The organism is Bradyrhizobium sp. th-b2 (assembly GCF_000426785.1).
Taxonomy (GTDB): Bacteria; Pseudomonadota; Alphaproteobacteria; order Rhizobiales; family Xanthobacteraceae; genus Bradyrhizobium; species Bradyrhizobium septentrionale.
This window is the reverse complement of record NZ_AUGA01000036.1, coordinates 1-25,784: the sequence shown is the minus strand read 5'-3', so window position 1 is coordinate 25,784 and position 25,784 is coordinate 1. Positions and strand designations below refer to the sequence as shown.

Genomic DNA, 25,784 nt, shown 5'->3' with positions numbered 1-25,784 from the left:
CTCGGCCGTCGACCCTTCGAGGGCCGCCGAAGAGGCGGCCACCTCAGGGCGACGGTGCGCAGGGGCTGCGCGGAGCAATGCCTACTGCGCGACCTTGCTGCTGCCTTGGGTGATCAGCCGCGCGGCGCGCTGGTTGCGGGCGTGGACCCAGAGCCAGCTCAGCGCGACGCTGAGGCGGTTGCGCAGGCCGATCAGGAAGTAGATGTGGGCGATGCCCCAGATCCACCACGCGAGCGCGCCGCGCAGCTTGATCTTGCCGAAGTCGATCACGGCGAGCCGCTTGCCGATCTGGGCGAGGCTGCCGGCATGCTTGTAATGGAACGGCGGCAGCGTTTCGCCCTTCAGCCGCGCCTTGATCAGGGCTGCGGCGTAGCGTCCTTCCTGCTTTGCGGCCGGCGCGATGCCGGGCACCGGATTGCCGTCCGGGCCCTTGATGGTGACGGTGTCGCCGACGGCGAAGATATCGGGATGGCCGGGCACGGTGAGATCCGGCTCGACCTGCAACCGGTGCGCGCGATCGGCCGGCGCGTTCAGCCATTCGGCGGCGCGCGAGGCGCGCACGCCGGCGGCCCAGACGATGGTGCGCGCCGCGAGCTTCTTGCCGCCATAGACCACGCCGTCGGCCGCGCATTCGGTGACCGCTTCGCCGAGCACCACCTCGACGCCGAGGCTCTGCAGCGCGCGCTGCGCATAGGCCGAGAGATCGTCCGGGAAACCGGCCAGCACGCGCGGGCCGGCCTCGATCAGCACCACGCGCGCCATCCGCGTGTCGATGTGGCGGAAGTCGCGCGGCAGCGTGTCCTTGGCGAGGTCGGCGATGGTGCCGGCCATCTCGACGCCGGTCGGGCCCGCGCCGACCACGACGAAGGTGAGCAGCGCCGCGCGCGCGTCCGGATCGGTCTCGCGCTCGGCGCGCTCGAACGCAACCAGAATGCGCCGCCTGAGCGTGGTGGCGTCCTCCAGCGTCTTCAGGCCGGGCGCGAACGGCTCCCATTCGTCATGCCCGAAATAGGCGTGGCGCGCGCCGGTGGCGAGGATCAGCGTGTCGTAGGGAATGCTGCCGCCGTCATCGAGCTGCACCTGCTTTCCGGCCGCATCGACGCCGCAGACATTGGCAAACAGCGTCGTCACCTCGGGCCGGTCGCGCAAGAGATAGCGGATCGGCCAGGCGATCTCGCTGGTCGCAAGCGATGCGGTCGCGACCTGATAGAGCAGCGGCTGGAACAGATGGTGGTTGCGGCGGTCGATCAGCGTGATCTCGACCGGCGCGCCGGAGAGACCGAAGGCGGATTCCAACCCGCCGAAGCCGGCGCCGACGATCACCACGCGATGAGGTTTGGCCGGCGCTTGCGTCATGAGATGTCGCTCTCGGTTCCGAACGGCTTCGTCATTTGATTATGTAGTCATTCGCAGCCTCATTCCAACACGAAATGCCCGATCGCCCGATAGCGAAACCCAATCGTTGCAACGTCATGCATCCTGCGGCGCGGCTGCTGCGACGGCTCGTCGCCGCATCGGCAGGAATAGTCCCGCGACAGCGCCAGCAAACGACAGCGTTGCTGCAAGGCTCATCGCGGGAGCAAATCCGCTGGTGAAATGTCCGGATGAATCGGCGGCGCCATTGGCTACGAGGCTCGCCACCAGCGCCGCGATGCCGAACATGCCGCCGAGGAAGCGGCCCATGTTGAAGATACCAGACGCCTTGCCCATCTCGCTGACGGCAACCGCGCTCAGCACCGCGTTCTGCGCAGCCGGCATCGCCATCGAGACGCCGACGCCAGCGAGCACCAGCGGCGCAACCAGCGCGGAATAGGACACCGACGGGCCCACGATCTCGCTGATCCAGCCGAGCCCGATCGCCTGCATTAGCAGACCGGTGACGACCAGCGAGCGCTCGCCGAACCGGTTGACGGCGGCGCCGGCGATCGGTGCCGTGACGAACAGCGTCGCCGTCCACGGCAATAGCCGCAGCCCGGCGCCGAAGGCGTCGAAGCCGAGCGCGATCTGCAGGAACTGCGGCAGCAGGAACAGCACGCCGTACATCGCGGCATAGAACAGCACGCTTGCGGCCATGCCGGAGGCGAACGGTCTTGCCGCGAACAGCCGCATCGGCACCATCGGGTTCGTCGCACGCAGCTCCCACAACACGAACATCACAGCCAGCGCGGCGCCGGCGATCAGCGCGCCGGTCACCTCCGCGCTGGCCCAGCCGACGCTGTTGCCGCGCAACAGGCCCCAGACCAATGCCAGCGCGGCGAGCGCGACCAGCGACAGTCCCGCGACGTCGAGCGGCGCTGCCGGTCCAAAACTTTCGCGCAGGCGCGCCAGCACGAGGGTAATCGCGACCAGGCCGATCGGCAGGTTGATCCAGAAGATCCAGCGCCAGCCGAGATGCTCGGTGATGAAGCCGCCGATCGCGGGGCCGATGATCAGCGCGCATCCGGTGACGCCGCTGAAAATGCCGAGCGCGCGGGCGCGTTCCTCCCGGCCGAAGGCGCCGCTGAGGATCGCCATCGCCAGCGGCATCACCAGCGCTGCGCCTGCGCCCTGCAGGGCGCGGGCGGCGATCAGTGCCGCGGCGTTGCCGGCCAGCGCGCAGGCCACCGATGCCACCACGAACAGGCCGATCCCGGCCGCGAACATTTTCCGGCGCCCGAAGCGGTCGCCGAGCGCGGCGCCGGTCAACAGCAGCACCGCGAAGGTCAGGTTGAAGGCGTTGACGGTCCATTGCAGCGTCTCCACCGGACTGCCGAAATCGGCGCGGATGGTCGCGAAGGCCGTGGTCATGATCATGGCGTCCAGCGCCATCATGAAGGATGCCAGCGCGGTGAGGCCGAGCACCCAGCGCTGTTCGGCGCGCTCTCGAGGGGTCTGCATGGTCGTTCTCCGTTGGCGTGCGGCAAGGTTGCGGCGCGCTTCGCAGGCCAGGACGAACCGGGGCCGGCAAAGGATGCGGCCGAAAATAACTTTTGACGGACCGCATCCTTTGGCGGTCGGCAAACGTCCTTGGGTCTGACGCGGCCTGTTCCGGCCGCAGAGATCGAGCCAAGGAGGTTGCGATGAGACGGACCCTGATCAGGTACAAGGCGAAGCCGGAGATGGCCGAGAAGAATGCCGAGCTGGTTTCGGCGGTGTTCGCCGAGCTGAAGGCGGCAAAGCCGGATGGCGTGCGCTATCTGACCTTGCGGCTGGAGGACGATACCTTCATCCACATGGTCGAGACCGCGGCCGACGACGGCTCGAGCCCGATCCCGAAGCTCGCGGCGTTCCAGGTCTTCCAGGACGGCATCCGCGATCGTTGCGCCGAGCCGCCGCTGGTTCGCAGTGCCGTGATTGTCGGCAATTATCGTATGCTGGATGAGCCGTGAACCGAGTGAACCGACTTGGCGGAGCCATCATGACGTCACCACCCCAAGCGCCTGAAGCGACCGAGGTCGACGCGCTGCTGGCGGCGATGCGGCCCAGGCTGCATCGCTACTGCGCCCGTATGGTCGGATCGGTCATCGATGGCGAGGATGTGCTGCAGGACGCGCTGATCAAGGCGGTGGAGGCCTTTGCGTCCGCAGCGCCAATCCAGAACGTGGAAGCCTGGCTGTTCCGGATCGCGCACAACACCGCGCTCGATTTCCTCAGGCGGCGCAATCGCCAGGACGCGCTCCACGCGCCGGAGGAGGTGGACATGATGGCCGGAGAGCTCGATGATGTCAGCCGCCGCGAGATCGCAGCGGCGAGCCTGCGCACTTTCATGCGTCTGCCGGTGGCGCAGCGCTCCAGCGTGATCCTGATGGACGTGCTCGGTTGCTCGTTGCAGGAGGTCTGCGGCATCATGGATTTCAGCCTGCCCGCGGTGAAGGCGGCGCTACACCGCGGACGGACGCAGTTGCGGGATTTCGCCCGCGAGCCCGACGACGCGCCGCGGCCCGGCCTGTCGCCGGCCGATCGCAACAGGCTGAATGCCTATGTCGGCCGCTTCAACGCCCGCGACTTCGACGCCATCCGCGCCATGATCGCCGATGACGTCAGGCTCGAGCTCGTCAATCGGACACGGCTCAACGGCAAGGCCGAGGTGTCGCGCTACTTCGGCAATTATTCGAAGATCCACGATTGGCACCTGGTGACCGGACAGGTCGAGGGACGCCCCGCGATCCTGGTGTTCGACCCGGACGCACGAGGCGCGCCGCCGCGCTCGTTCATGCTGCTCGACTGGTCGGCCGACAAGGTTGCGACGATCAGGGATTTTCGGCATGCGGACTATGCGATCGATGGCGCCGAATGGGTGGTGGATAAAGGGTGACCGGTCGGCGCTCCGCGCGTTGCGCAATGATCGCGCCACAAACTCAGCGTCGTCCCGGCCTCCGAGCCGGGACCCATAACCACGAATGACAATCGTTCTTGCACGCTGGGGCCTCAGCGCTCTTCAACAATCCAATCCTGTGGTTATGGGTCCCTGCCTTCGCAGGGACGACGGCCGCTACCGCGTCTTGCCGCCGAACTCGCCGCTGGCGATACGCGCAACGCGGTTGCCGGCTGCGGCCGGGGTGCTGCCCCTGCTTGAGAAGCCGTCATCGCCCGTCTCATGTGGCGCTTCGCCGAGGCGTTCGCCGGGCCAGAACGTCAGGGCCAGCATCAGCGCAAGGTTGACGAGCGTGCCGACCGTCGTGCCGGTGTGCTGGTAGGTCAGCGCATATTCCGGATATTTTCCGGCGACGACCCGGTCGATCACGACGAGCGCGATCCAACCCACCATCACGCAGACCGGGTCCCATCCGATGTCGCGGATACGCATCGATTGCAGCATGAAGGTCATGGCAAGCACGACATAGAAGCCGATCAACAGCGGCATGCTGTTGGCGGCTTGCGCCAGCAGCACATCCGTCCGGCCGCTCGCCGGTGCATTGCCGGTGATGCCGAACACCAGCATCAGGTAGCCGCAGCCGACCACGAAGCTGAAGAAGAAATAGGCCAGCCGGCCGAGCCGGGCGTTGAAGCCGAAAATGTAGTTCAACAACATGCGACGCGTCCCTTTGGACCGAGCCTCGTCCGGCGATGCTTTCGAGAGCATGAAGTCCGGGACGGCTTCCCGGGACGTGGTTTCCGAGCGCTTTACCGAATCCTTAAAGCCTGCTGCAGTGCGGCGGCGGTCTCCGGAGGGAGCGGGGTGCGACAATCGTTGCCTACGCAACCGGCATTATATTTCTTGCTTTGCCCGGTTTAGACGAATTATGATGCACAGTGCTCGGGTATGCGCCGAAGGTTCTAATAGGGTGCCGTCGGTTCATGCTTGCTGCAGACTTGCGATATCGCGCACAAAACACGTCACAGAACGACGCGCGTATAGCGTGACCCCCGGGCCCTCGTGATCGAGCCTGGCGGGATCTTTGGTTGAGGAGGGGAGTGAATATGAAAAAGGCATTTTGGCTGGCAGGCGCCATGGCACTGGCGCTCGCGCAGCCCGCGACGGCGGCTGACAGCGTCAAGATCGGCTTTGTCTCGACCTTCAGCGGTCCGACCGCCGTGATCGGCAACGACATGCGCAATTCGTTCGAACTCGCGCTCGACCATCTCGGCCGCAAGATCGACGGCAAGCCGGTCGAGGTGATCTACGAGGACGACCAGCAGAAGCCCGATGTCGGCAAGCAGAAGACCGAGAAGCTGGTGCAGTCCGACAAGGTCGACTTCATCGTCGGCTACATCTGGTCGAACGTGCTGCTGGCGTCGCTGAAGACCGCGGTCGATTCCAAGACCTTTTTGATCTCGGCCAATGCCGGTCCGTCGCAGCTCGCCGGCGAACTGTGTTCGCCCTACGTGTTCTCGACCTCCTGGCAGAACGACCAGACCCCGCAGGCGGTCGGCACCTACATGAACCAGAAGGGCGTCAAGTCGGTATTCCTGATCGGCCCGAACTACGCCGCGGGCAAGGACATGCTGGCCGGCGTCAAGAGCACCTTCAAGGGCGAGGTGGTCGGCGAGGAGTATACGGTGTGGCCGAGCCAGCTCGATTTCTCCGCCGAACTCACCAAGGCGAAGAATTCCAAGGCCGAGTCGATCTTCGTGTTCTATCCGGGCGCGGCCGGCGTGCAGTTCCTGAACCAGTATGCGCAGGCCGGCATCAAGCAGCAGATCCCGCTCTATACCGCCTTCACCATCGACGAATTGTCGCTGCCGCTGCAGAAGGACAATGCGCTCGGCGTTCCCGGCGCGCAGCAATGGGTCAACGATCTGCCCAACGAGGAGAACAAGAAGTTCGTCGCCGACTACCGCAAGAAGTATCCGGGCCTGCGCCCGACGTTCTACGGCGCGCAATCCTATGACGCTGCCAACCTCATCAACAGCGCCGTGGTCGCGGTGAAGGGCGACCTGACGAAGAAAGACGCGATGAAGGCCGAGATGGAGAAGGTGAACTTCAAATCGGTGCGCGGCCTGTTCAAGTACGGCAACAACCACATTCCAGTCCAGAACTTCTATCTGCAGGACGTGGTCAAGGACGCCGACGGCCAGCTCTCGCTGAAGACGGTCGCGACCATCGTCAAGGATGACCAGGATCGCTTCCACGACAAGTGCGCGATGAAATAACTCTTGGGCAATCTTGGCCCGAGCCTTGCTTTTCATTCACCTCGCCCCGCTCCTGCGGGGAGAGCATAGGCCGCCTCCGGCGGCCGTTCTTGAAGAAGAACGCCGAAGCAAAGCTTCGGCTATGCGCGAAGCGATTGGGTGAGGGGCTCCTTCCACGAGTTCGATTCGTGGAGATGGCCGCTCACCCCAACCCTTTCAGGGCGAGCTTTGCTCGTCCCGGCCGCGCAAGAGCGGGGCCGAGGGAGAACAACAAGCCGTAAAAGCGGCAGCGCATGCGCGCTGCCGCTGTTTTGTTTCAGCCCGATATGAAGGATCCATGTACCTCGTCGTCGAACAACTGCTGAACGGCCTGCAATTCGGCCTGCTGCTGTTCCTGCTGGCAGCCGGACTGACGCTGGTGTTCGGCATCATGGACTTCGTCAATCTGGCGCACGGCTCGCTCTACATGATGGGCGCCTATTTCGCGGCGACCTTCGTGGCCTGGACCGGCAGTTTTGTTCTTGGCGCGCTGATGGCGCTGGGCGCCACGCTGCTGCTCGGCATCGCGCTCGAATATGCCGCGCTGAGGCATCTCTACGGCCGCGACCATCTCGACCAGGTGCTGGCGACATTCGGCCTGATCCTGTTCTTCAACGATGCCGTCCGGCTGATCTGGGGCCCGGCCGGTCTCGCGCTGCCGCTGCCGGTCTGGCTCACCGTTCCGGTGCAGATCATTCCCGGCGTGTACTATCCGGCCTACCGGCTGATGATCATCGTGGTCGCGCTGGCGGTCGCAGCATTGCTCTATCTCGTCGTGATGCGCACCCGCGTCGGCATGCTGATCCGCGCCGGCGCCTCCAACCGCGAGATGATCGGGGCGCTCGGCATCAACATCAAGCTGCTGTTCACGTTGGTGTTCGGCCTTGGCGCCGCGCTCGCCGGGCTCGCCGGGCTGATGCAGGCGCCGATCCTCACCGTGCAGATTGGCATGGGCGAGAACATCCTGATCCTCGCTTTCGTCATCATCGTGATCGGCGGCATCGGCTCGATCCGCGGCGCGTTCATGGCCGCGGTGTTCGTCGGCATCATCGACACGATGGGCCGAGCCTTCCTGCCCGACCTGCTGCGCAAGGTCTTGAGCGGGGCTGCGGCCTCCACCGCGGCGCCGGCGTTGTCCTCGATGCTGATCTATCTCTTGATGGCCATCATCCTCGTGCTGCGGCCTGAAGGGCTGTTCCCGGCGGCCAAACGATGATGCCCAAGCTCAACGCCTCCAATTCCGTCGCGGCGCTGCTCTGCGCTGCCCTGGTCTTGCTGCCGGTCTATTCGGCGGTGACCGGCAACATCTTCATCCTGACGCTCTTCACCCGCATCGTGATCTTCGCGCTGGCCGCCGCCAGCCTGAACCTGATCATGGGCTATGGCGGCATGATGAGCTTTGGCCACGCCGCCTATCTCGGCATCGGCGGTTATGCCGTCGGCATCCTCGCCACTGAAGGCATCGGCTCCGGCTTCATCCAGTGGCCGGTGGCGCTCGCGGTCTCGGCGCTGTTCGCGTTGGTGATCGGCGCGCTGAGCCTGCGCACCCGCGGCGTCTACTTCATCATGATCACGCTCGCCTTTGCGCAGATGGCCTATTACATCACCTCCGGCCTGTCGCGTTACGGCGGCGACGACGGCCTCACCGTCTACAAGCGCAGCGATTTCGCCGGCCTGATCGACCTCTCGAACCGCACCCAGTTCTATTACCTCTGCCTGGCCTGCCTGTTCGGCGGCCTCTATCTGATCTGGCGCATCGTCAATTCGCGCTTCGGTCTCGTGGTGCAGGGCGTCCGCTCCAACGAGCAGCGCATGCAGGCGATCGGCTTCCATGCCAACCGCTATCGCCTGGTCTGCTTCGTGATCGCGGGCACCATCTGCGGCCTTGCCGGTGCGCTGCTTGCCAACAACACCGACTTCGTCAGCCCCGCCGTGATGTACTGGACCCGCTCCGGCGACCTCATGGTGATGGTGATCCTGGGCGGCATGGGCTCCCTGTTCGGCCCTGTGATCGGCGCGATCGTCTATCTCCTGCTCGAGGAGCTGCTGTCGCAGGTCACCGAATATTCGGGACTGATCCTCGGTCCGGTGCTGCTGTTGATCGTGCTGTTCGCGCGCGGCGGCATCATGGGCCTGCTCGGGAGGATGCGCCGTGCCTGATTCCCTGGCTGAGCCCCTGCTCCGCGTCGAAAATCTGGTCCGTCGCTACGGCGGCATCACCGCGACCGACAACCTCTCGATGGAGGTGGTGCCGGGCGAACTGCACGCCATCATCGGCCCCAACGGCGCCGGCAAGACCACGCTGATCAGCCAGCTCACCGGGCAGGTGATGCCGAACTCCGGCACCATCCGCTTCGCCGGCCGCGATGTCACGGGCCTGCCGTCCTATAAGCGCAGCCGGCTCGGGCTGGCGCGCTCGTTCCAGATCACATCGCTGCTGAAGGATTTCTCGGCGATCGACAATGTCGCGCTGGCGGCGCAGGCGCACGACGGCCACTCCTTCCGCTTCTGGGGCAATGCGCGCAAGGAGCGGCGTCTGCGCGACGCCGCGCGCGCGGCGCTGGAGCGCGTCGGCCTCGGTAAGCGTGCCGATGTGCTGGTGTCGCAATTGAGCCATGGCGAGCAGCGCGAGCTCGAGCTCGCGGTCGCGCTCGCCACCAAGCCGCAGCTGTTGCTGCTCGACGAGCCGATGGCCGGGCTCGGCGTCACCGAATCCGCGCGGATGGTTGCGCTGCTGAAAGAGCTGCGCAAGGAAGTGACCATCGTGCTGGTCGAGCACGACATGGAGGCGGTGTTCGCGCTGGCCGACCGTATCACGGTACTGGTCTATGGCCGCGTCATCGCCTGCGACGTGCCGGATGCGATCCGCAAGCATGAAGAGGTCAAGCGCGCCTATCTCGGCGAACAGCATGCGGTGACAGGCCATGGCTGATATCAAAACCGCTGAAACCCTGCTCGAAGTCGATGGAATCGAGACCTGCTACGGGTTGAGCCAGGTGCTGTTCGGCCTGTCGCTGCAGATCAGATCGGGCGAGATGGTCGCGCTGATGGGCCGCAATGGCATGGGCAAGACCACGACCATCCGCTCGATCATGGGCCTGACGCCAGCGCGATCGGGCGCGATCCGCTTCGCCGGCGAGGCGGTGCGCGGCCTGGCGTCCTACAAGATCGCAAAGCTCGGCATCGGCCTGGTGCCCGAGGGACGCCAGATCTTTCCGAACCTGACGGTGCGCGAAAATCTCGTCGCCGCCTCGGGCAACCGGTTCGGCGCCTCCAATCCCTGGACCATCGACAAGATCCATGCGCTGTTTCCGCGGCTCGCCGAACGCACAGGCAATATGGGCGTCACGCTGTCCGGCGGCGAGCAGCAGATGCTCGCGATCGGCCGCGCGCTGATGACCAACCCAAAACTCCTGATCCTCGACGAGGCCACCGAAGGCCTTGCGCCCCTGATCCGCGGCGAGATCTGGAGCTGCCTGTCGATGCTGAAGGGACGCGGGCAGTCGGTGCTCGTGATCGACAAGAACGTCGGAAACCTCGCCCGCATCGCCGACCGCCACTACATCATCGAGCGCGGCAAGGCGGTGTGGAGCGGGACCAGCGAGCAGCTGATCGCCGAGCCGGAGCTGCAGCACAAGTATTTGGGGATTTGAGCAGCAAGCATTGCCGTATAGCCGTCATCCTGAGGAGCCTGCGTAGCAGGCGTCTCGAAGGATCGATGGCCCGGCTGGTGGCCGTGCATCCTTCGAGACGCGCTACGCGCTCCTCAGGATGACGGATCAGAGAGGCGTGCTGCCGCCTCACCGCGAAGAGCTTCGCAGCAGTCGTTTGGCTGCATCGGCCGCGGCCGCCGCATAGGCCCGATCGCCATGCACCAGCATCAAGGAGATCGCGCCCTCGGAGAGCAGCCAGATCTCGCGCGCACGGCGGTGAGCCTCGCGGACGCCAGCCCGCTTCAGCAAGTCGCCGAGGTGGGTTTCAAGCAGTGCTTTGTGCCGACGCGCAATTGCCCGTGCGGGATGGCCGGGGAGATCGGCCAGTTCGATGACCAGCCTGGTAAATCCCGAGCCGGCCCATCGCGGCCGGTCCGCCCAGACCGCGAGGTCGCGGAATAGGCCGTCAACGATCGCCGCCGGCGAGCCGGACAGCTTGTCACCGAACGTGGCGAACGCGGCCAAGGCCAATTCGTTCTGGGCTTCCAGCACGAAGGCGAGCAGCTGATCCTTGCTTTGAAAATGATTGTAGAGCGTGCGCTTCGTGACCCTCGTCGCCGCTGCGATTTCGTCCATGCTCACGCGGCTATATCCGCGCTGGCGAAACAGGACGTAGGCGGCAGCAAGGATGCGCTGTCGTGTCGGTTCTGCAGATCGTGCCATGCAGTCACCCCAGAGTATACCAGGTAGTGAATTTACACCGGCCGAAAAACCGATTGGAATGGCATCTGTGACTTTTTCAGCCCGTTGTAATCAGTTTCTTCCCTCGCGCTGCGAAGGCAATCGTCATGCCCGACCCATTGACGCTCAGAGAAATCAGAGCCCGTCCGGTGGTGCTCAAGCTGAAGCGGCCTGTGGTCGCGCGCATTGTCACGATATCGGAGTGGCCGCTCGTTCTCATCGATCTCGTGACCGAGGAGGGCATCGTCGGGCGAAGCTATCTCGAGCCCTATATCGTGAAATCGATGCGATATCTGGTTCCCGCACTTCACGACCTCAGCGAGTTGCTCAAAGGTCGAAGCGTGGCGCCAGTCGAGCTCTTCGAGGCAGCGCGCAGATCCCTGCACTTTGTCGGCTACGAGGGATTGTCGATGATCGCCGCGTCGGGTCTCGACATGGCTGCGTGGGATGCGTTGGCGAAGGCCGCAAACAAGCCGCTGTGCGTGCTGTTAGGTGCTACGGTCGGCGCCGTGAGGTCCTACAACAGCAACGGCCTTTGGTTGAAAGAGCCGGCCGCCGTCGCAGCCGAAGCCTTGGAGTTGCGGGACGAAGGAGGATTCTCCGCTCTGAAATTGCGGCTCGGCCGAAGCGATCCGCGCGAAGATTTGGCGACGCTCGACGCGGTGCGCAAAGCGGTCGGTGAGCGCATGCATCTGATGGTCGACTACAACCAGGGGCTAAATCTCGCCGAAGCCATCGAGCGCTGCCATATGATCGACGACCATGGCCTCGACTGGATCGAAGAGCCCGTGCTCTACGACAATCTCGACGGGCACGCCCAGCTTGCGGCAGAGCTGAAGACACCGATCCAGATCGGGGAGAACTTCTATGGCCCGAGGGAGATGCACAAGGCGATCGCGAAGAAGGCTTGCGACCTTGTGATGCCTGATTTCATGCGCATCGGCGGAGTGACGGGCTGGATGCGCGCGGCAGCGATCGCCGGCGCAGCGGGCATACCGATATCAACGCATCTTTATCCGGAAGTCGCCGCTCACGTCATGCGTGCAACGGAGACCGCGCATTGGCTGGAGTGGCAGGATTGGGCCGATCCAATTCTCGAGCGGCCATATGAAATAAAGGATGGCCTTTTGCATATTCCCGACGCGCCCGGCCTCGGCTTGGAATGGAACGAACGGGCTGTTGCCGCAAACCTCGCGAGTCTCTAGCCGCAGAGTGGGTTGGTTCGAGGGGGTGCCCCGCGCGTGGCTCCCCCTCAAAACATCTCGAAATACTCGCGGTGCTCCCAGTCCGACACCTCGGCCTGGAAACGCTCGATCTCCGCATTCTTGATGAAGACGTAATAGTCGACGAACTCTGGTCCCAGCGCCCCGCGGAAGAACGGATCGTCGTTGAGTGCGAACACCGCTTCGCGCAACGATTTCGGCAGCAGCGCGGCCTTGGTCTCGTAGGGCGTGTCGGCGGACGGGCCAGGATCGAGCTTGCGGTCGACGCCGTCGAGGCCGGAGAGGATCTGGCTTGCCATGTAGAGATAGGGGTTGGCGGCTGGCTCACCGATCCGGTTCTCCAGCCGCGTCGCCGGATCGCCGGCACCGCCGAGCACGCGGATCATCACGCCGCGGTTGTCGCGGCCCCAGATCGCGCGGTCCGGCGCCAGCGAATAGGAGCGGTAGCGCTTGTAGCCGTTGATGGTTGGCGTCGTGAACACGGTAGAGGCCCGCGCGTGCTCGATCAGGCCGGCGAGCCAAGCGCGGCCGAGCGGGCTGAGCGGCTCGCCGGCTTCCTTGGCCATGAAGACGTTCTCGCCATTGGCGCGCGACACCAGCGACTGGTGCAGGTGCCAGCCCGAGGCAAACACGTTCGGCAGCTTCGGCCGGCACATGAAGGTCGCGTGATAGCCATGGCGGCGCGCGATCTGCTTCACCGCGGAGCGGAACAGCACCATGGTGTCGGCCGGTGCGAGCCCGACCGTCGGCGCGAAGGTGAATTCGCACTGGCTCGGGCCAAACTCGACCTCGACCGAGCGCAACGGCAGGTCGAGCGCGAGGATGTCGCGGCGGATGATCTCGAGCGCCGGCTCCATCAGATCGTAGCGCTGTTCGGTGAGGTACTGATAGCCGTGCGACAGCAGGCTCACCGACGGCGGCCGTCCGGGCTGGCCGGCATCCTCCGGCGCCATATGCGCATCGTCGAGCTTGAACAGATGGAATTCAACCTCGAGGCCCGCGACGAAATCGTAGCCGCGGTCTCCGAGCTGATCGAGCACCTTGCGATAGAGGTTGCGGGTCGCGAACGGCACCGGCCGTCCGTCGCTGAAATAGAGATCACAGAGCACCCAGCCGGTGTTCTCCGCCCAGGGCAGCACGCGGAACGTGGTGGGGTCGGCGACCATCAGCACGTCGGCCGCGCCCTCCATCTCCTTCATGCCGAAGCCGCCGCCGGCGGTGAACACCGGAAACACCGTCTTGTGCGAGGTGTCCTTGGCGAGCATCGTCGTGGTGATCGAGCAGCCACCCTCCAGCGAGCGCACCGCTTCGCCGGCGATCAGCGTCTTGCCGCGCAGGATGCCGTGCTGGTCCGGGAATGAGAGGCGGATGACCTCGAGGTTCTTTTCCTCGACGATGCGGCGGAGGCGGTTCGCGGCCTCCTTCTGCTCATCCGACCACAGGCCGTGACGCTCGACAAAGCTCAAGGCGTTACCCCTCTCTCAGTCGTCATTGCGAGGAGCTCGCGACAAAGTTGCACGCAATTTTGCGCTGAAGCGACGAAGCAATCCATGTCTCGCCAAGCGGCACGATGGATTGCTTCGCTTCGCTCGCAATGACGGAAGGACATGACTACTCCGCCGCCGTCAGATGATGCACCTTGCCTGCGATCTCGCGCGGCACTGGAGCGGCCCACGGCGCGCCGCGGCGGCGCTTGACGTCGACCTCCATCCAGTAGAGCTCCCAGCCTAGCGTCGGCCCGATGCCGTCCATCGTCGCCGGGCCCTGGATGCTGCGCGCCGAGGCGTCGTCTAGGAACAGCATCGGCTTCTCGCCGCCGGCAACCTTCTCGATCTCTTGCCGCAGCAGGCGGCGGTACTGCACGATCGCCTTGTCGCTCTGGCCGAGATGCTCGTTGGTGCGGTCCTGGATCGCCCCCATCGATTCCACCGCCCACTGGTCGTGGACGTTGATGTCGGTACCCATGCCGGTATAGGTCTCGGTCGCCTGCTCGTGCGGATCGAAGCCGTAATCGTTGCTGCGGTTCTTGCGCGACTTGTAGTCGGGCAACGTGTAGAGCTCGAGCCGCTGGTCGCGCATCTTCTGCTTGTCGACCGGCGCCGCGTAGCTGGTGAAGATCGCATACCAGTAGCAGTTCTCGTCATCGACCGGCACGTGCCACTGCGTGATCGTCATCTCGGTCGACATCGGAATGACGAAGCCGTGCGGGAACAGCTGATTTGTCACCCGCACATGGGTGCGCTCCTCGTCGAGCTCGCGCAGCGCGATCAGGCGCAGGCCGTATTCGGTGTGCTCGACATTGATGATCGGCCGATCATATTCGCGCAGGATTTTGGTCATCGGCATGTCAGAGCCGGCGGATGCGCCGCGGAACTGCTTGCCGTAGGCGGCCGAGGTGTCCTCGTCCTCGAAGAAGCGATGCAGGAAGGAGGCGTGCGCCGGATCGATGCCGACCTCGAGCGCCTGCAGCCAATTGCAGTTCATGTGGCCCTTGAACGCGAAGGTGTGGCTGTCGGGTGCCACGAAGCAGTCGAGCTCCGGAAATGCCGGCGGGGTGCCTTCGCCGAGATAGGCCCAGAGGATGCCGCTCTTCTCGACCACCGGGTAGGAGCGCTGCTTGATGCCCTTGCAGAGCTGCGAGCCGGCAGGCTCGGCCGGCGTCTCGATGCATTGACCTGATACGTCGAACAGCCAGCCGTGGAAGGCGCAGCGCAGCCCGCCATGCTCGAGCCGGCCGAAGGCGAGGTCGGCGCCGCGATGTGCGCAGTGGCGGTCGATCAGCCCGTAGCTGCCGTCCTCGCCGCGGAACAGCACGAGGTTTTCGCCGAGCAGTTTGACCGGCCGCACCGGGCGCGGTCCCTCCAGTTCGTCGACCAGCGCCGCCGGCTGCCAGTACATCCGCATCAGCTTTCCGCAGGGGTCTTTGCGGCCGGTGCGGGTGATCAGATCGTTCGCTTCCTGGCTCATCATGGCGGCGTCTCCCGGATTTGGATTTGTTCGCCTATTGAACTTATGTGCGAATTATGCCATGTCTAATTCCAACAGCAAGCGCAATTTTTGAACCGTTCAAAGCCCAACCCAAACCTAAACCTCATGCCCAAGCTGAAGCGCAACGATCAGGACGAGCGCGCCACCGATTTCGTCGAGGCCCTCGATCGCGGTCTGCGGCTGTTGCAGGTGTTCGGCACCGTCTCCGGCCCGGCGACCTTGAGCGATCTGGCGCGCGCCGCCGACCTGCCGCGCGCCACCGCGCGCCGCATCCTGTTCACGCTCGCGCATGGCGGTTTTGTCGCGACCGACGGCAAGCTGTTCACGCTGACGCCGCATGTGCTGACGCTGGCGGGCTCGTTCCTGCAATCCAACCAGGTGGTGACGGTGCTGCAACCGGTGCTCGATCGCATCGCGACCGCGGCCCAGGAGATCGCGTCGCTCGCATTGCTCGACGGCGATGATGTCGTGTTCGTCGCGCGCTCGAGCCCGACCCGCGTGTTCTCCGCCGGTCTCGATATCGGCTACCGGCTGCCGGCGTTCTGCACCTCGGTCGGTCGCGCGATGCTTGGCCGGCTCGCCGATGCCGAACTCGCGGCGCGGCTGAAGGCGATGCGCCGCGATCCGGTGACGCCGCAGACGGTCACCGATCCAAAAAAACTGCTGGCCGTCATCATCGCCGATCGTGCGCAGGGCTATTCACTGGTCGACCGCGAGGCCGAACCGCATTTCCGCTCGATCTCGGTCCCGGTGCGCCGCTACGACGGCACCATCGTCGCCGCGATCAACATGGGCGCGCATGTCGATCGCGTACCGAAGCAGGAATTGATCGACCGTTTCCTGCCGCTGCTGCGCGACGGCGCTGATGATGTGAAGAGTAGGCTGCTTTAGCTCGGGCTACAGCGCCACGCTGCGCAGCCCGAACGAGCGCGCCTCGTTCTGCAGCACCGGCCGCACTGAATCGATCAGCCGCGCCGCGGCGGCGTCGACCGAGAGGCCGGCGGTGTCGACCACCGCCGATGCGCGTGCATAAAGCGGTTCGCGGCTGACCAGGATGTTGCGCAATTCGGCCATCGCCGAGCGGTCGTCGGCCATCGGGCGCAGATCGCCCTGGCGGCGGACGCGCGCCATGTGCTCCTCCGGCTCGGCCTTCAGCCAGATCGTGTAGAATGACGACAGGATCAGGTCGAAGGTCAGGGCCTCGGAGACGATGCCGCCGCCGGTCGCCAGCACCATCAATTCGTTGCGTGCCAGCAGCTGCGTCAGCGCGGCCTGCTCCATCCTGCGAAAGCCTTCCTGGCCGTACAGGGCGATGATCTCCGCGACCGAGAGGCCGTTCTGCGCCTCGATCTCCTTGTTGAGCTCGACAAAGCTCCAGCCGATCTTCTTCGCCAGCATCCGGCCCAGCGTGGTCTTGCCGGCGCCGCGCAGACCGATCAGCGCGATGCCGGAGAACGAGGCGCGGCGCGGTGCCAGCGGGCTGCTGCCGGCGAGGATGTCCTTGGCCTGCGCGATCTGGTTCGGCGAAGCTTTGCGCAAGAAGTCGCGGATGACAGCCCAATCCGGGATCGGTTCGCTCGAGGGAATCAGGTCCTCGAGATGCGCGCCCATCGCGCCTGCGACACGGCGCAGCAGCACGATCGAAACATTGCCTTTGCCGCTCTCGAGCTGGGCGATGTAGCGTTCGGAAATGCCGGAGACCTTGGCGAGCACCTTGCGCGACATGCCGGCCAGGCCGCGCGTCGTGCGCACACGCTGGCCGAGCTGCTCGAGGAAGTCGGTTTCCGGATCGTTGGCTGCGGTCATGATCCCTGTGCGACGTGCGGGTTCTGTTCAGGCTGGAATCAGACCCAAGCTTTAGGAAACATAGTGCCGATGAGGATTGACAGCAAGCCAATGTGGTGGCTTTGTATGAATTATAATTCTAAAAACTTGACGGGAGGGGGCAGGCGCGACGCGCTTTTGCCTGAGGAGCGGGCCATGACTTACAACGCAGTGACCTGGCTGCTCGATCGCAATGTCGATGAAGGCCGCGGCGACAAGGTCGTGTTCGACGACACGGTGTCGCAAATCACCTATGGCCAGCTGCAGCAGCAGACCCGCCGCCTCGGCAACATGCTGCGCCGGCTCGGCGTCCGCCGCGAGGAGCGGGTCGCCATGATCATGCTGGATACGGTCGATTTCCCGGTCGTGTTCCTGGGCGCGATCCGCGCCGGCGTGGTGCCGGTGCCGCTCAACACGCTGCTGACATCAGAGCAATATGCCTACATCCTCGGCGACTGCCGCGCCCGCGTGTTGTTCGTCTCCGAGGCGCTGCTGCCGGTCGTGAAGGACATCATCGGCCGCATGCCCGACCTCGAACATGTCGTGGTCTCCGGCAAGGACACGCACGGCCACAAGAAGCTGTCCGACGAGATCGCGCGCGAGGGCGACGTGTTTGCCACCGCGCCGACCCATGCCGACGAGCCGGCATTCTGGCTCTATTCGTCGGGCTCGACCGGCATGCCGAAAGGCGTGCGCCATCTGCATTCCAACCTCGCCGCGACCGCGGAGACCTACGCCAAACAGGTGCTCGGTATCCGCCAGGACGATGTCGGCCTGTCGGCGGCAAAGCTGTTCTTTGCCTATGGGCTCGGCAATGCGCTGACCTTCCCGATGTCGGTCGGCGCCACCACGGTGCTCAATTCGGAGCGTCCGACGCCGGCGGTGATGTTTGCGCTGATGAACAGGTATCATCCGAGCATCTTCTTCGGCGTGCCGACGCTGTTCGCGGCGATGCTCAACGACGAGGCGACCAAGGCGCAGACCGGCGGCAATCGGCTGCGCGTCTGCACCTCGGCCGGCGAGGCGCTGCCGGAATCGGTCGGCAATGCCTGGAAGGCGCGGTTCGGCGTCGACATTCTCGACGGCGTCGGCTCGACCGAGCTCTTGCACATCTTCCTGTCGAATGCGCCCGGCGACATCAAATACGGCTCGTCCGGCCGTCCGGTGCCCGGCTACAAGGTGCGGCTGGTCAACGAGATCGGCGCCGATGTCGCCGACGGCGAGGTCGGCGAGCTCGTGGTCGATGCGCCCTCGGCCGGCGAGAGCTACTGGAATCAGCGCGCCAAGAGCCGCGCCACCTTCGAGGGCGCCTGGACTCGCACCGGCGACAAATACACGCGCGACGCTGACGGCCGTTACACCTTCTGCGGCCGCGCCGACGACATGTTCAAGGTCTCGGGCATCTGGGTCTCGCCATTCGAGGTCGAGAGCGCGCTGATCACCCATCCCGCGGTGCTCGAAGCCGCCGTGGTGCCGGAGGCCGATCCGGAAGGGCTCTTGAAGCCGAAGGCCTATGTGGTGCTGCGGCCCGGCAGCTCGGCCGATGGTCTGAATGAGGCGCTGAAGGAGCACGTCAAGCAGAAGATCGGCCCGTGGAAATATCCGCGCTGGATCGACGTGGTCGACACTCTGCCGAAGACGGCGACCGGCAAGATCCAGCGGTTCAAATTGCGCGACGGTGCGCACTAGCGTTTCCCGGCGTCGTCCCGGCCTAGTGCGCAATTGCGCACGGGAGCCGGGACCCATAACCACAGGCTTTAGTTGTTGCGCGATAGCCGTTGAACAGCATCCCTCAAAACGAAGGCCGCGGCGTATGGGTCCCGGCTTTCGCCGGGACGACGAGTGAGGAAGGCCCCACTATGCAGAATTTGAACCCCTCAGGCTTCCTCAGCATCGACGGCGCCGAGCTCGAATACCGCATGATCGGTCCAATGCCCGAGAAAGCCCCGACCATCGTGATGCTGCACGAAGGTCTCGGCTGCGTCGGGCTGTGGGGCGATTTCCCGGAGAAGCTGCAGGCGGCGACCGGGGCCGGCGTGTTCGCCTATTCGCGCGCGGGCTATGGCGCCTCGTCGCCGGCGAAGTTGCCGCGTCCGGTCGATTACATGCATCGCGAGGCGCTCGACGTACTGCCGAAGCTGCTCGATCGGATCGGCTTCCGCCGCGGCCTCTTGCTTGGGCACTCCGATGGCGGATCGATCGCGGCGATCTATGCCGGCTCGCATCAGGACCATCGCCTGCACGGGCTCGCATTGATCGCGCCGCATTTCATCGTCGAGGACATCTCGGTCAACTCGATCGCCGAGACCAAGACCGCGTATCAGACCACCAATCTGAAAGAGAAGCTGGCGCGCTGGCACAAGGATGTCGACAGCACCTTCTTTGGCTGGAACGACGCCTGGCTCGACCCAAAATTCCGCGACTGGGATATCTCCGACTATCTCGCCTATATCCGCGTCCCCGTCCTGATCGTGCAGGGCGCGGAGGATCAATACGGCACGATGCGGCAGGTCGAGATCGCCGAGGGCGAGTGCTACTGCCCGGTCGACGCCGCGGTCATCGAAGGCGCCGGCCACTCGCCGCATCGCGAGGCGCCGGCAGTGACGCTGGATTCGGTCACCGAATTCGCCAAGGCGGCACTCCGCGACGACCGGACCTTGGCGGCCTGACATTTGGTGCCGGTGCCAGGCCATTGGCCGAGCGGGCGAATTTCCCGAACATGAAACAAAATGCATGTTTTCGCGTTTTCAACTGGACCAGATCGAAAACATGCATTATTGTGCATGAGGACTGAGACGACGAACCTTCAAAACGAACAACAGATAAGGGTGGCCCATGGCTGGTGACGATCGCGTCCTTGCAGGCGGGGCGAAGTACATCGACTTCCAGACCGATCCGTCGCGTTACCGCCACTGGAAGCTCGACATCGCGGGTGACGTCGCGACGCTGACCATGGACGTCGACGAGAACGCCGGCCTGTTCGAGGGCTATCAGCTCAAGCTCAATTCCTACGACCTCGGCGTCGACATCGAGCTCGCCGATGCCGTGCAGCGGCTGCGCTTCGAGCATCCGCAAGTGAAGGTCGTGGTGATGCGCTCGGGCAAGAACCGGGTGTTCTGCGCCGGCGCCAACATCCGCATGTTGGCGGGCTCGACCCACGCCCACAAGGTCAACTTCTGCAAGTTCACCAACGAGACCCGCAATGGCCTCGAGGATTCCAGCGAGAATTCCGGCCAGAGCTTTATCACCCTCGTCAACGGCACCGCGGCCGGCGGCGGCTATGAGCTGGCGCTCGCGACCGATCACATCATGATGGCCGATGACGGCGCTGCCGCCGTCGCACTGCCGGAAGTGCCACTGCTCGCGGTGCTGCCCGGCACCGGCGGGCTTACGCGCGTCGTCGACAAGCGCAAGGTGCGCCGCGACCACGCCGACTTCTTCTGCACCATCGAGGAAGGCATCAAGGGCAAGCGCGCCGTGTCCTGGCGTCTGGTCGACGAGATCGCGCCGAACTCCAAGCTCGAGGGCAAGCTTGCCGAGCGCGTCAAGGAATTTGCAGCGAAGTCGAAGCGCAACGGCACCGGCAAGGGCATCACGCTGGCGCCGCTGACGCGCACCATCGATGACAGCGCGATCCGCTACGGCTTTGTCAGCGTCGATATCGATCGCGCCGCGCGCATCGCCACGATCTCGATCAAGGCGCCGGAAACTGCGGCGCCCGCCGATATCGACGGCATGATCGCGCAAGGGTCTGCGTTCTGGCCGCTGCAGGTCGCCCGCGAACTCGACGATGCGATCCTGCATCTGCGCATCAACGAGCTCGAGATCGCGATGCTGGTGTTCAAGAGCCATGGCGACCGCGCCAATGTCGTGTCCTACGACGGGTTCCTGGAAGCCAACAAGGCGCACTGGCTGGTCAACGAGGTCAGGCACTACTGGAAGCGCGTGCTCAAGCGCATCGACGTCACCTCGCGCACGCTGGTGACGCTGGTCGAGCCGGGCTCCTGCTTCGTCGGCACGCTCGCCGAGCTCGTGTTCGCCGCCGACCGCTCCTACATGCTGATCGGCCAGAAGCAGGGCGACAACCGCCCGCCGCCGGCGATCGAGCTGACGGCGATGAATTTCGGGCCGTATCCGATGAGCCATGGCCTGACCCGGCTGCAATCGCGCTTCCAGGCCGATCCATCGGATATCGAGCGCGCACAGGCATCGATCGGCAAGGCGCTCGACGCCGAAGAGGCCGAGGAGCTCGGTCTCGTCACCTTCGCGCTCGACGACATCGACTGGGACGACGAGGTCCGCGTGTTCTTCGAGGAGCGCACCTCATTCTCGCCCGACGGCCTCACCGGCATGGAAGCAAATCTGCGCTTCGTCGGTCCCGAGACGATGGAATCGAAGATCTTTTCCCGTCTCACCGCGTGGCAGAACTGGATCTTCCAGCGGCCCAACGCGGTCGGTGAAGACGGCGCGCTGCGGCGCTACGGCACCGGCCAGAAGGCGCAATTCGACATGACGCGCGTTTGATTTTGTGTCCCGGGCGCTGCGCGGCACGCGAGTGACGCGCTGCAGAACCGGGACTTATGTGGACCACGAATCAATGGGTCCCGGCCCTGCGGCGCACCGCTTCGCGCTGCACCGCGTCCGGGACACGAGACCCAGCAAGGAGCACGGCCATGAACATGAACATCATGAACGTCGATTACTCGACCAAGATTCCGAACAATGTGAATCTCGCCGAGGACCGCCAGGTGCTCAAGGCCCTGGAAGGCTGGCACCCCGGTTACATGGACTGGTGGAAGGACATGGGGCCGGATGGCTTCCAGGAATCGCTGGTCTATCTGCGCACCGCCTATTCGGTCGATCCGCGCGGCTGGGCCAAGTTCGATTACGTGCGCATGCCCGAATATCGCTGGGGCATTCTCCTTGCGCCACAGGAGGAAAATCGCGTCATCCCGTTCGGCGAAGATTTTGGCAAGCCGGCCTGGCAGGAAGTTCCCGGCGAGCATCGAGCGATGCTGCGCCGCCTGATCGTGATCCAGGGTGACACCGAGCCGGCCTCGGTCGAGCAGCAGCGCCATCTCGGCAAGACCGCGCCCTCGCTTTACGACATGCGCAACCTGTTCCAGGTCAATGTCGAGGAAGGCCGCCATCTCTGGGCGATGGTCTACCTCCTGCAGAAGTATTTCGGCCGCGACGGCCGCGAGGAGGCGGATGATTTGTTGCGCCGCCGCTCCGGTGACGCGGACTCCCCGCGCATGCTCGGCGCCTTCAACGAGGCGACGCCGGACTGGCTGTCGTTCTTCATGTTCACCTATTTCACCGACCGCGACGGCAAGATGCAGCTGCATTCGCTGGCGCAGTCGGGCTTCGATCCGCTGTCGCGCACCTGCCGCTTCATGCTGACCGAGGAAGCCCACCACATGTTCGTCGGCGAGACCGGCATCACCCGCGTCGTGCAGCGCACCTGCGATGCGATGCAGGAAGCCGGCATCACCGATCCGACCGACATCGCCAAGGTCCGCGCGCTCGGCGTGATCGACCTGCCGACCATCCAGAAGAAGCTGAACCTGCATTATTCGCTGTCGCTCGACCTGTTCGGCTCCGAGGTCTCGACCAACGCCGCGAATGCCTTCAATGCCGGCATCAAGGGCCGCTACAAGGAAACCACAATCGAGGACGATCACCAGCTCAAGAACTCGACCTATCCGGTCATGAAGATGGTGGATGGGCAGATCAAGATGGTCGACGAGCCGGCGCTGACCGCGCTCAACATGCGGCTGCGCGACGACTACACGCAGGATTGCGTCAAGGGCATGCTGCGCTGGAACAAGGTGATCTCGAGCGCGGGCTACGACTACAAGCTCGCGGTGCCGAACACGGTCTTCCATCGCCAGATCGGCGAGTTCAGGGACGTCCATGCCACCCCCGATGGCCTGCTGATCGACGACGCCACCTGGGCCAAGCGCAGGAACGACTGGCTGCCGTCGACCGAGGACGGCGACTTCATCGCCTCGCTGATGAAGCCGGTGACCGAGCCGGGCGAGTTCGCCTCCTGGATCTCGGCGCCCAAGGTCGGCATCGACAACAAGCCCGGCGATTTCGAGTATGTGAGGATCGAGAGCTGATTCTCTCCGGACGGAGAGAGCAGGAAAGGGGCGAGCCGAAAAGGTCCCAGGCTCGCCCCTTTTCCTCGTCGAGAGCAGTACGCTTGCTTGTGTCGTCGTGGCTTGGGATTTCGGGGTGCTGTCATGAGTGAAGAGAGTTTTCCGGGTCCGGCGCTGCGTCCGTTGCAGCTTCGGATTGGGGCGCAGACGATCGCAGGTTTCGAGAGTGGCGGCACCGGCCGCCACATCCTGCTCGTCCACGGCAATTCGTCGTCGTCGCGGATCTGGCAGAAGCAGCTTCAGGGACCGCTCGGCGCCAAATACCGGCTGGTTGCGATCGACCTTCCCGGCCATGGTGCATCGTCGCCGGCGCCCGATCCGGAGCACGGCTATTCCGGTGCGGGCTATGCGGATTGCATCGCCGCCGCCGCGCGGGAACTCAGCCTGAAGGATGCGGTCATGGTGGGCTGGAGCCTCGGCGGACACGCCGTGCTGAACGCGGCCGCATCGCTGCCGACGGCGGCCGGACTGATGATCTTCGGCACGCCGCCGATCAGCAAGGCGCCGGATGGATTTTCCGGCTTCAAGGGGCTGTCGGCCACCATCTTCACGCCGGCGCCGAGCGACGCGGAGATCGAGGAGTGGGGGCAGTCGGCCTTTGCGCCGGGCTATGCGCCCCGCCCGTCCTTCCTCGAAGCTGATTTCCGCCGCACTGACGGCAATGCGCGGGGCTATCTCGGTGCCAGCGTGCAGGCCGGCCGCTTCGCCGACGAGGTCGAGATCGTGCGCAATCTCAAGATTCCGTTCGCGATCGTGCAGGGCAGCGAGGAACAGATCGTCGATCTCGGCTATCTGCAGCGGCTGTCCGCGCCGACGCTGTGGCGCGGACAGGTTCAGGTGATCGAAGGCGCGGGCCATGCCACGCAATGGGAGCAGGCCGAAGCCTTCGACCGGACCCTCGACGCGTTTGCTTCGAGCCTTTGAGCTGACCTGTCATCACCCGCGAAAGCGGGTGATCCAGTATTCCAGAGACAGTGTCGTAAGGCACAAGACCCCCGCAGCATGCTGCCATGTCTTGGTCAAGCCGGGGCGTGACAATCAGACAATGGCGACTGCGGTCGTGACCTACCCCGCGATCTCCAGCCCCGCGGTCGCGTAGACCACGCCGCCATCGACTGCAATCGTGTTCCCGACTACGTAGTCGCCGGCGCGCGAGGCGAGGTAGATCGCCACACCCGCCATATCCTCGTCGGTGCCGACGCGCTTCGCCGGAACGCGCTTGGCGACCTCGTCGGCGTGGTCGCGCGCGGCCTTGTTCATGTCCGACTTGAAGGCGCCCGGCGCGATCGCGGTGACGTTGATGTTGTCCTTGATCAGCCGCGTCGCCATCCGCCGCGTCAGATGGATCACCGCAGCCTTGCTCGCGGCATAGGAATAGGTCTCCATCGGGTTGACGAAGATGCCGTCGATCGAGGCGATGTTGATCACCTTGCCCGGCTTGTCATGCGTCGCCGCGGCACGCAGCGGCTTGGCCAGCGCCTTGGTCAGGAAGAAGATCGACTTGACGTTGAGGTTCATTACCTTGTCCCAGCCGCTCTCCGGGAATTCGTCGAAATCGGCGCCCCATGCCGCGCCGGCATTGTTGACCAGGATGTCGAGCTTCGGCTCGCGCTTGATGATCTCGCCCGCGAGCTTTTCGCAGCCCTCGACGGTCGAGATGTCGATCGGCAGCGCGATGCACTCGCCGTCATATTCGGCAGAGAGCTCCTGGGCGGTGGCTTCGCACGGCCCGGCCTTGCGCGCGGTGATGTAGACCTTGGCGGCGCCCTGCGCGAGGAAGCCGGCCGCGATCATCTTGCCGATGCCGCGAGATCCTCCGGTGACCAGCGCGACGCGCCCCGTCAGTGAGAACAGATCCTTGAACATGTTGCCTCCCTTGCTGTGGCAAGCGTTCTGGCCGTGTTGGCGGAGCTAGTCAAGGAACCGCCGCGGCGGATGAACCTGCTGCCCGATCAATCCAAGGAATTGTCTTGATCGATATGCCCGCAGAGATCGTGCGTCGATTCGATCAAGCTTTCTTGAGATGTGATGCGTTGAACAAACGGGTCAGTCGCTTTGACGTATCAAGCACGTGGGGTGGAATTCCAGGACAAGGAGTTCCAAGAATGAAGCACATTTCATTGCCGGTGACGGGTGTGATGCCTGTCACCCTTATTCAATCGGGCCGAAGGCGGAAGGGCCTCTTCGCAGCAATCCTTGGCGCAATTCATGTCTCGCGACGGATCCAGACGCGCCGCGTTTTGAAGCAGTATCGGCATCTGATCGACCGCGCCGATCGCCACCGTACCAATCTGGAGGGCGCTCATGTCCATCGGTGAGCGGTCGACGACGCGCAAATCGATCATCCGTCTCCCTGACATCAGCGAGATCACGCTATTGATCGTCATCGCGATCGGATTTCTTGTCCTGCATTTGCTCACTGCGACGCTTTTGATGCCTGCGGCCGCAGGCGATCCGGCCGAGCCCCAGCCAGCCGCGCCGCAAGAGGTGAGGGCGGTTCACACCGACTAGAGCATTTTCCGATCACGTTGCGTCGTAACCAGCCGCGACGAGATAATTTTGGCATTCCTCGGGTGAGAAGCGCTTGAGAGCGTTGGCGA

General features: G+C 64.5%; 24 protein-coding genes. 16 read left to right on the top strand and 8 right to left on the bottom strand.

Features of this window, described 5'->3' with window-relative positions; all coding sequences use genetic code 11:
* Positions 1-81: 81 nt before the first annotated feature.
* A complete protein-coding gene (locus K359_RS0131785) occupies positions 82-1,356 on the bottom strand; it encodes an NAD(P)/FAD-dependent oxidoreductase (protein WP_029082935.1) in 1,275 nt (424 codons plus the stop codon).
* A gap of 114 nt (positions 1,357-1,470) precedes the next feature.
* Positions 1,471-2,877, bottom strand: a complete 1,407-nt coding sequence (locus K359_RS0131780) for an MFS transporter (RefSeq protein ID WP_029082934.1) — start codon at positions 2,875-2,877, stop codon at positions 1,471-1,473.
* A 182-nt stretch (positions 2,878-3,059) separates the two neighbouring features.
* Between K359_RS0131780 and K359_RS0131775 the strand changes: the two genes are divergently transcribed.
* Positions 3,060-3,368: a hypothetical protein gene (locus K359_RS0131775; RefSeq protein ID WP_029082933.1), complete on the top strand. Its 309-nt coding sequence runs from the start codon at positions 3,060-3,062 to the stop codon at positions 3,366-3,368.
* 29 nt (positions 3,369-3,397) lie between these two features.
* On the top strand, positions 3,398-4,294 hold the full coding sequence (locus K359_RS0131770) for a sigma-70 family RNA polymerase sigma factor (protein WP_029082932.1): 897 nt from the start codon (positions 3,398-3,400) through the stop codon (positions 4,292-4,294).
* Between the two features lie 177 nt (positions 4,295-4,471).
* Here the strand turns inward: K359_RS0131770 and K359_RS0131765 are convergent, their stop codons facing one another.
* Complete coding sequence (locus K359_RS0131765; protein ID WP_051346517.1) at positions 4,472-5,011, bottom strand: DUF805 domain-containing protein; 540 nt, start codon at positions 5,009-5,011, stop codon at positions 4,472-4,474.
* Positions 5,012-5,400: 389 nt separating this feature from the next.
* Between K359_RS0131765 and K359_RS0131760 the strand changes: the two genes are divergently transcribed.
* From K359_RS0131760 to K359_RS0131740, 5 genes are all read left to right on the top strand, one after another.
* Positions 5,401-6,573, top strand: coding sequence for an ABC transporter substrate-binding protein (locus K359_RS0131760; protein ID WP_029082930.1), 1,173 nt, complete (start codon positions 5,401-5,403; stop codon positions 6,571-6,573).
* Between the two features lie 316 nt (positions 6,574-6,889).
* Positions 6,890-7,807, top strand: coding sequence for a branched-chain amino acid ABC transporter permease (locus K359_RS0131755; protein ID WP_029082929.1), 918 nt, complete (start codon positions 6,890-6,892; stop codon positions 7,805-7,807).
* Positions 7,804-8,751 carry a branched-chain amino acid ABC transporter permease gene (locus K359_RS0131750; RefSeq protein WP_198031207.1) on the top strand — a complete coding sequence of 316 codons (948 nt, stop codon included), beginning with the start codon at positions 7,804-7,806 and terminating at the stop codon, positions 8,749-8,751. The genes K359_RS0131755 and K359_RS0131750 overlap by 4 nt, the downstream gene beginning before the upstream one ends.
* Before the next feature lie 4 nt (positions 8,752-8,755).
* Positions 8,756-9,523, top strand: a complete 768-nt coding sequence (locus K359_RS0131745) for an ABC transporter ATP-binding protein (protein WP_029082927.1) — start codon at positions 8,756-8,758, stop codon at positions 9,521-9,523.
* A complete protein-coding gene (locus K359_RS0131740) occupies positions 9,516-10,244 on the top strand; it encodes an ABC transporter ATP-binding protein (protein WP_029082926.1) in 729 nt (242 codons plus the stop codon). Before K359_RS0131745 ends, K359_RS0131740 begins: the two co-directional genes overlap by 8 nt.
* 147 nt (positions 10,245-10,391) lie before the next feature.
* On the opposite strand, the gene K359_RS0131735 is transcribed toward K359_RS0131740, so the two are convergent.
* On the bottom strand, positions 10,392-10,967 hold the full coding sequence (locus K359_RS0131735) for a TetR/AcrR family transcriptional regulator (RefSeq protein WP_029082925.1): 576 nt from the start codon (positions 10,965-10,967) through the stop codon (positions 10,392-10,394).
* 125 nt (positions 10,968-11,092) lie between these two features.
* On the opposite strand from K359_RS0131735, the gene K359_RS0131730 reads away from it, so the two are divergent.
* Positions 11,093-12,190 (top strand): enolase C-terminal domain-like protein, encoded by a 1,098-nt coding sequence (locus K359_RS0131730; RefSeq protein WP_029082924.1) that lies wholly within the window; start codon positions 11,093-11,095, stop codon positions 12,188-12,190.
* Positions 12,191-12,237: 47 nt separating this feature from the next.
* Here K359_RS0131730 and K359_RS0131725 read toward each other — a convergent pair whose 3' ends face one another.
* Together K359_RS0131725 and K359_RS0131720 are read right to left on the bottom strand one after the other, a co-directional pair.
* The gene (locus tag K359_RS0131725; RefSeq protein ID WP_029082923.1) at positions 12,238-13,674 is read right to left on the bottom strand and encodes a glutamine synthetase family protein; all 1,437 of its coding nucleotides are present in this window, start codon (positions 13,672-13,674) and stop codon (positions 12,238-12,240) included.
* Positions 13,675-13,819: 145 nt separating this feature from the next.
* Positions 13,820-15,178 (bottom strand): aromatic ring-hydroxylating dioxygenase subunit alpha, encoded by a 1,359-nt coding sequence (locus tag K359_RS0131720; RefSeq protein WP_029082922.1) that lies wholly within the window; start codon positions 15,176-15,178, stop codon positions 13,820-13,822.
* 123 nt (positions 15,179-15,301) lie between these two features.
* Here K359_RS0131720 and K359_RS0131715 point away from each other — a divergent pair, with 123 nt between their 5' ends.
* Entirely contained in the window at positions 15,302-16,087 is a 786-nt protein-coding gene (locus tag K359_RS0131715; protein ID WP_029082921.1) for an IclR family transcriptional regulator C-terminal domain-containing protein, read from the top strand.
* A gap of 6 nt (positions 16,088-16,093) precedes the next feature.
* On the opposite strand, the gene K359_RS0131710 is transcribed toward K359_RS0131715, so the two are convergent.
* Positions 16,094-17,002: a helix-turn-helix transcriptional regulator gene (locus K359_RS0131710; RefSeq protein WP_029082920.1), complete on the bottom strand. Its 909-nt coding sequence runs from the start codon at positions 17,000-17,002 to the stop codon at positions 16,094-16,096.
* A gap of 174 nt (positions 17,003-17,176) precedes the next feature.
* Here K359_RS0131710 and K359_RS0131705 point away from each other — a divergent pair, with 174 nt between their 5' ends.
* The 5 genes from K359_RS0131705 to K359_RS0131685 all read left to right on the top strand — a co-directional run bounded on the left by K359_RS0131705 (position 17,177) and on the right by K359_RS0131685 (position 24,108).
* A complete protein-coding gene (locus K359_RS0131705) occupies positions 17,177-18,709 on the top strand; it encodes a benzoate-CoA ligase family protein (protein WP_029082919.1) in 1,533 nt (510 codons plus the stop codon).
* A 170-nt stretch (positions 18,710-18,879) separates the two neighbouring features.
* Positions 18,880-19,689, top strand: a complete 810-nt coding sequence (locus tag K359_RS0131700) for an alpha/beta fold hydrolase (protein WP_029082918.1) — start codon at positions 18,880-18,882, stop codon at positions 19,687-19,689.
* A 166-nt stretch (positions 19,690-19,855) separates the two neighbouring features.
* Positions 19,856-21,544 (top strand): 2,3-epoxybenzoyl-CoA dihydrolase, encoded by a 1,689-nt coding sequence (gene boxC / locus K359_RS0131695; protein ID WP_029082917.1) that lies wholly within the window; start codon positions 19,856-19,858, stop codon positions 21,542-21,544.
* A 149-nt stretch (positions 21,545-21,693) separates the two neighbouring features.
* Positions 21,694-23,145: a benzoyl-CoA 2,3-epoxidase subunit BoxB gene (boxB, locus tag K359_RS0131690; protein ID WP_029082916.1), complete on the top strand. Its 1,452-nt coding sequence runs from the start codon at positions 21,694-21,696 to the stop codon at positions 23,143-23,145.
* Positions 23,146-23,268: 123 nt separating this feature from the next.
* Positions 23,269-24,108 (top strand): alpha/beta fold hydrolase, encoded by an 840-nt coding sequence (locus tag K359_RS0131685; protein WP_051346516.1) that lies wholly within the window; start codon positions 23,269-23,271, stop codon positions 24,106-24,108.
* A 141-nt stretch (positions 24,109-24,249) separates the two neighbouring features.
* Here K359_RS0131685 and K359_RS0131680 read toward each other — a convergent pair whose 3' ends face one another.
* A complete protein-coding gene (locus K359_RS0131680) occupies positions 24,250-25,050 on the bottom strand; it encodes an SDR family NAD(P)-dependent oxidoreductase (RefSeq protein ID WP_029082914.1) in 801 nt (266 codons plus the stop codon).
* A gap of 239 nt (positions 25,051-25,289) precedes the next feature.
* Here K359_RS0131680 and K359_RS61745 point away from each other — a divergent pair, with 239 nt between their 5' ends.
* Positions 25,290-25,502: a hypothetical protein gene (locus K359_RS61745; protein WP_156928758.1), complete on the top strand. Its 213-nt coding sequence runs from the start codon at positions 25,290-25,292 to the stop codon at positions 25,500-25,502.
* The gene (locus tag K359_RS0131670; protein WP_029082912.1) at positions 25,489-25,695 is read left to right on the top strand and encodes a hypothetical protein; all 207 of its coding nucleotides are present in this window, start codon (positions 25,489-25,491) and stop codon (positions 25,693-25,695) included. Before K359_RS61745 ends, K359_RS0131670 begins: the two co-directional genes overlap by 14 nt.
* Positions 25,696-25,784: the final 89 nt, after the last annotated feature.

Coding starts and splice junctions, on each gene's coding strand:
- K359_RS0131780 (WP_029082934.1), bottom strand. CDS start 2,877: ATGCAGACCCCTCGAGAGCGCGCCGAACAGCGCTGGGTGCTCGGCCTC.
- K359_RS0131685 (WP_051346516.1), top strand. CDS start 23,269: ATGAGTGAAGAGAGTTTTCCGGGTCCGGCGCTGCGTCCGTTGCAGCTT.
- K359_RS0131730 (WP_029082924.1), top strand. CDS start 11,093: ATGCCCGACCCATTGACGCTCAGAGAAATCAGAGCCCGTCCGGTGGTG.
- K359_RS0131680 (WP_029082914.1), bottom strand. CDS start 25,050: ATGTTCAAGGATCTGTTCTCACTGACGGGGCGCGTCGCGCTGGTCACC.
- boxC (WP_029082917.1), top strand. CDS start 19,856: ATGGCTGGTGACGATCGCGTCCTTGCAGGCGGGGCGAAGTACATCGAC.
- K359_RS0131720 (WP_029082922.1), bottom strand. CDS start 15,178: ATGATGAGCCAGGAAGCGAACGATCTGATCACCCGCACCGGCCGCAAA.
- boxB (WP_029082916.1), top strand. CDS start 21,694: ATGAACATGAACATCATGAACGTCGATTACTCGACCAAGATTCCGAAC.
- K359_RS0131705 (WP_029082919.1), top strand. CDS start 17,177: ATGACTTACAACGCAGTGACCTGGCTGCTCGATCGCAATGTCGATGAA.
- K359_RS0131765 (WP_051346517.1), bottom strand. CDS start 5,011: ATGTTGTTGAACTACATTTTCGGCTTCAACGCCCGGCTCGGCCGGCTG.
- K359_RS0131710 (WP_029082920.1), bottom strand. CDS start 17,002: ATGACCGCAGCCAACGATCCGGAAACCGACTTCCTCGAGCAGCTCGGC.
- K359_RS0131785 (WP_029082935.1), bottom strand. CDS start 1,356: ATGACGCAAGCGCCGGCCAAACCTCATCGCGTGGTGATCGTCGGCGCC.
- K359_RS0131670 (WP_029082912.1), top strand. CDS start 25,489: ATGTCCATCGGTGAGCGGTCGACGACGCGCAAATCGATCATCCGTCTC.
- K359_RS0131735 (WP_029082925.1), bottom strand. CDS start 10,967: ATGGCACGATCTGCAGAACCGACACGACAGCGCATCCTTGCTGCCGCC.
- K359_RS0131775 (WP_029082933.1), top strand. CDS start 3,060: ATGAGACGGACCCTGATCAGGTACAAGGCGAAGCCGGAGATGGCCGAG.
- K359_RS0131750 (WP_198031207.1), top strand. CDS start 7,804: ATGATGCCCAAGCTCAACGCCTCCAATTCCGTCGCGGCGCTGCTCTGC.
- K359_RS0131715 (WP_029082921.1), top strand. CDS start 15,302: ATGCCCAAGCTGAAGCGCAACGATCAGGACGAGCGCGCCACCGATTTC.
- K359_RS0131740 (WP_029082926.1), top strand. CDS start 9,516: ATGGCTGATATCAAAACCGCTGAAACCCTGCTCGAAGTCGATGGAATC.
- K359_RS0131770 (WP_029082932.1), top strand. CDS start 3,398: ATGACGTCACCACCCCAAGCGCCTGAAGCGACCGAGGTCGACGCGCTG.
- K359_RS0131755 (WP_029082929.1), top strand. CDS start 6,890: ATGTACCTCGTCGTCGAACAACTGCTGAACGGCCTGCAATTCGGCCTG.
- K359_RS0131700 (WP_029082918.1), top strand. CDS start 18,880: ATGCAGAATTTGAACCCCTCAGGCTTCCTCAGCATCGACGGCGCCGAG.
- K359_RS0131760 (WP_029082930.1), top strand. CDS start 5,401: ATGAAAAAGGCATTTTGGCTGGCAGGCGCCATGGCACTGGCGCTCGCG.
- K359_RS61745 (WP_156928758.1), top strand. CDS start 25,290: ATGAAGCACATTTCATTGCCGGTGACGGGTGTGATGCCTGTCACCCTT.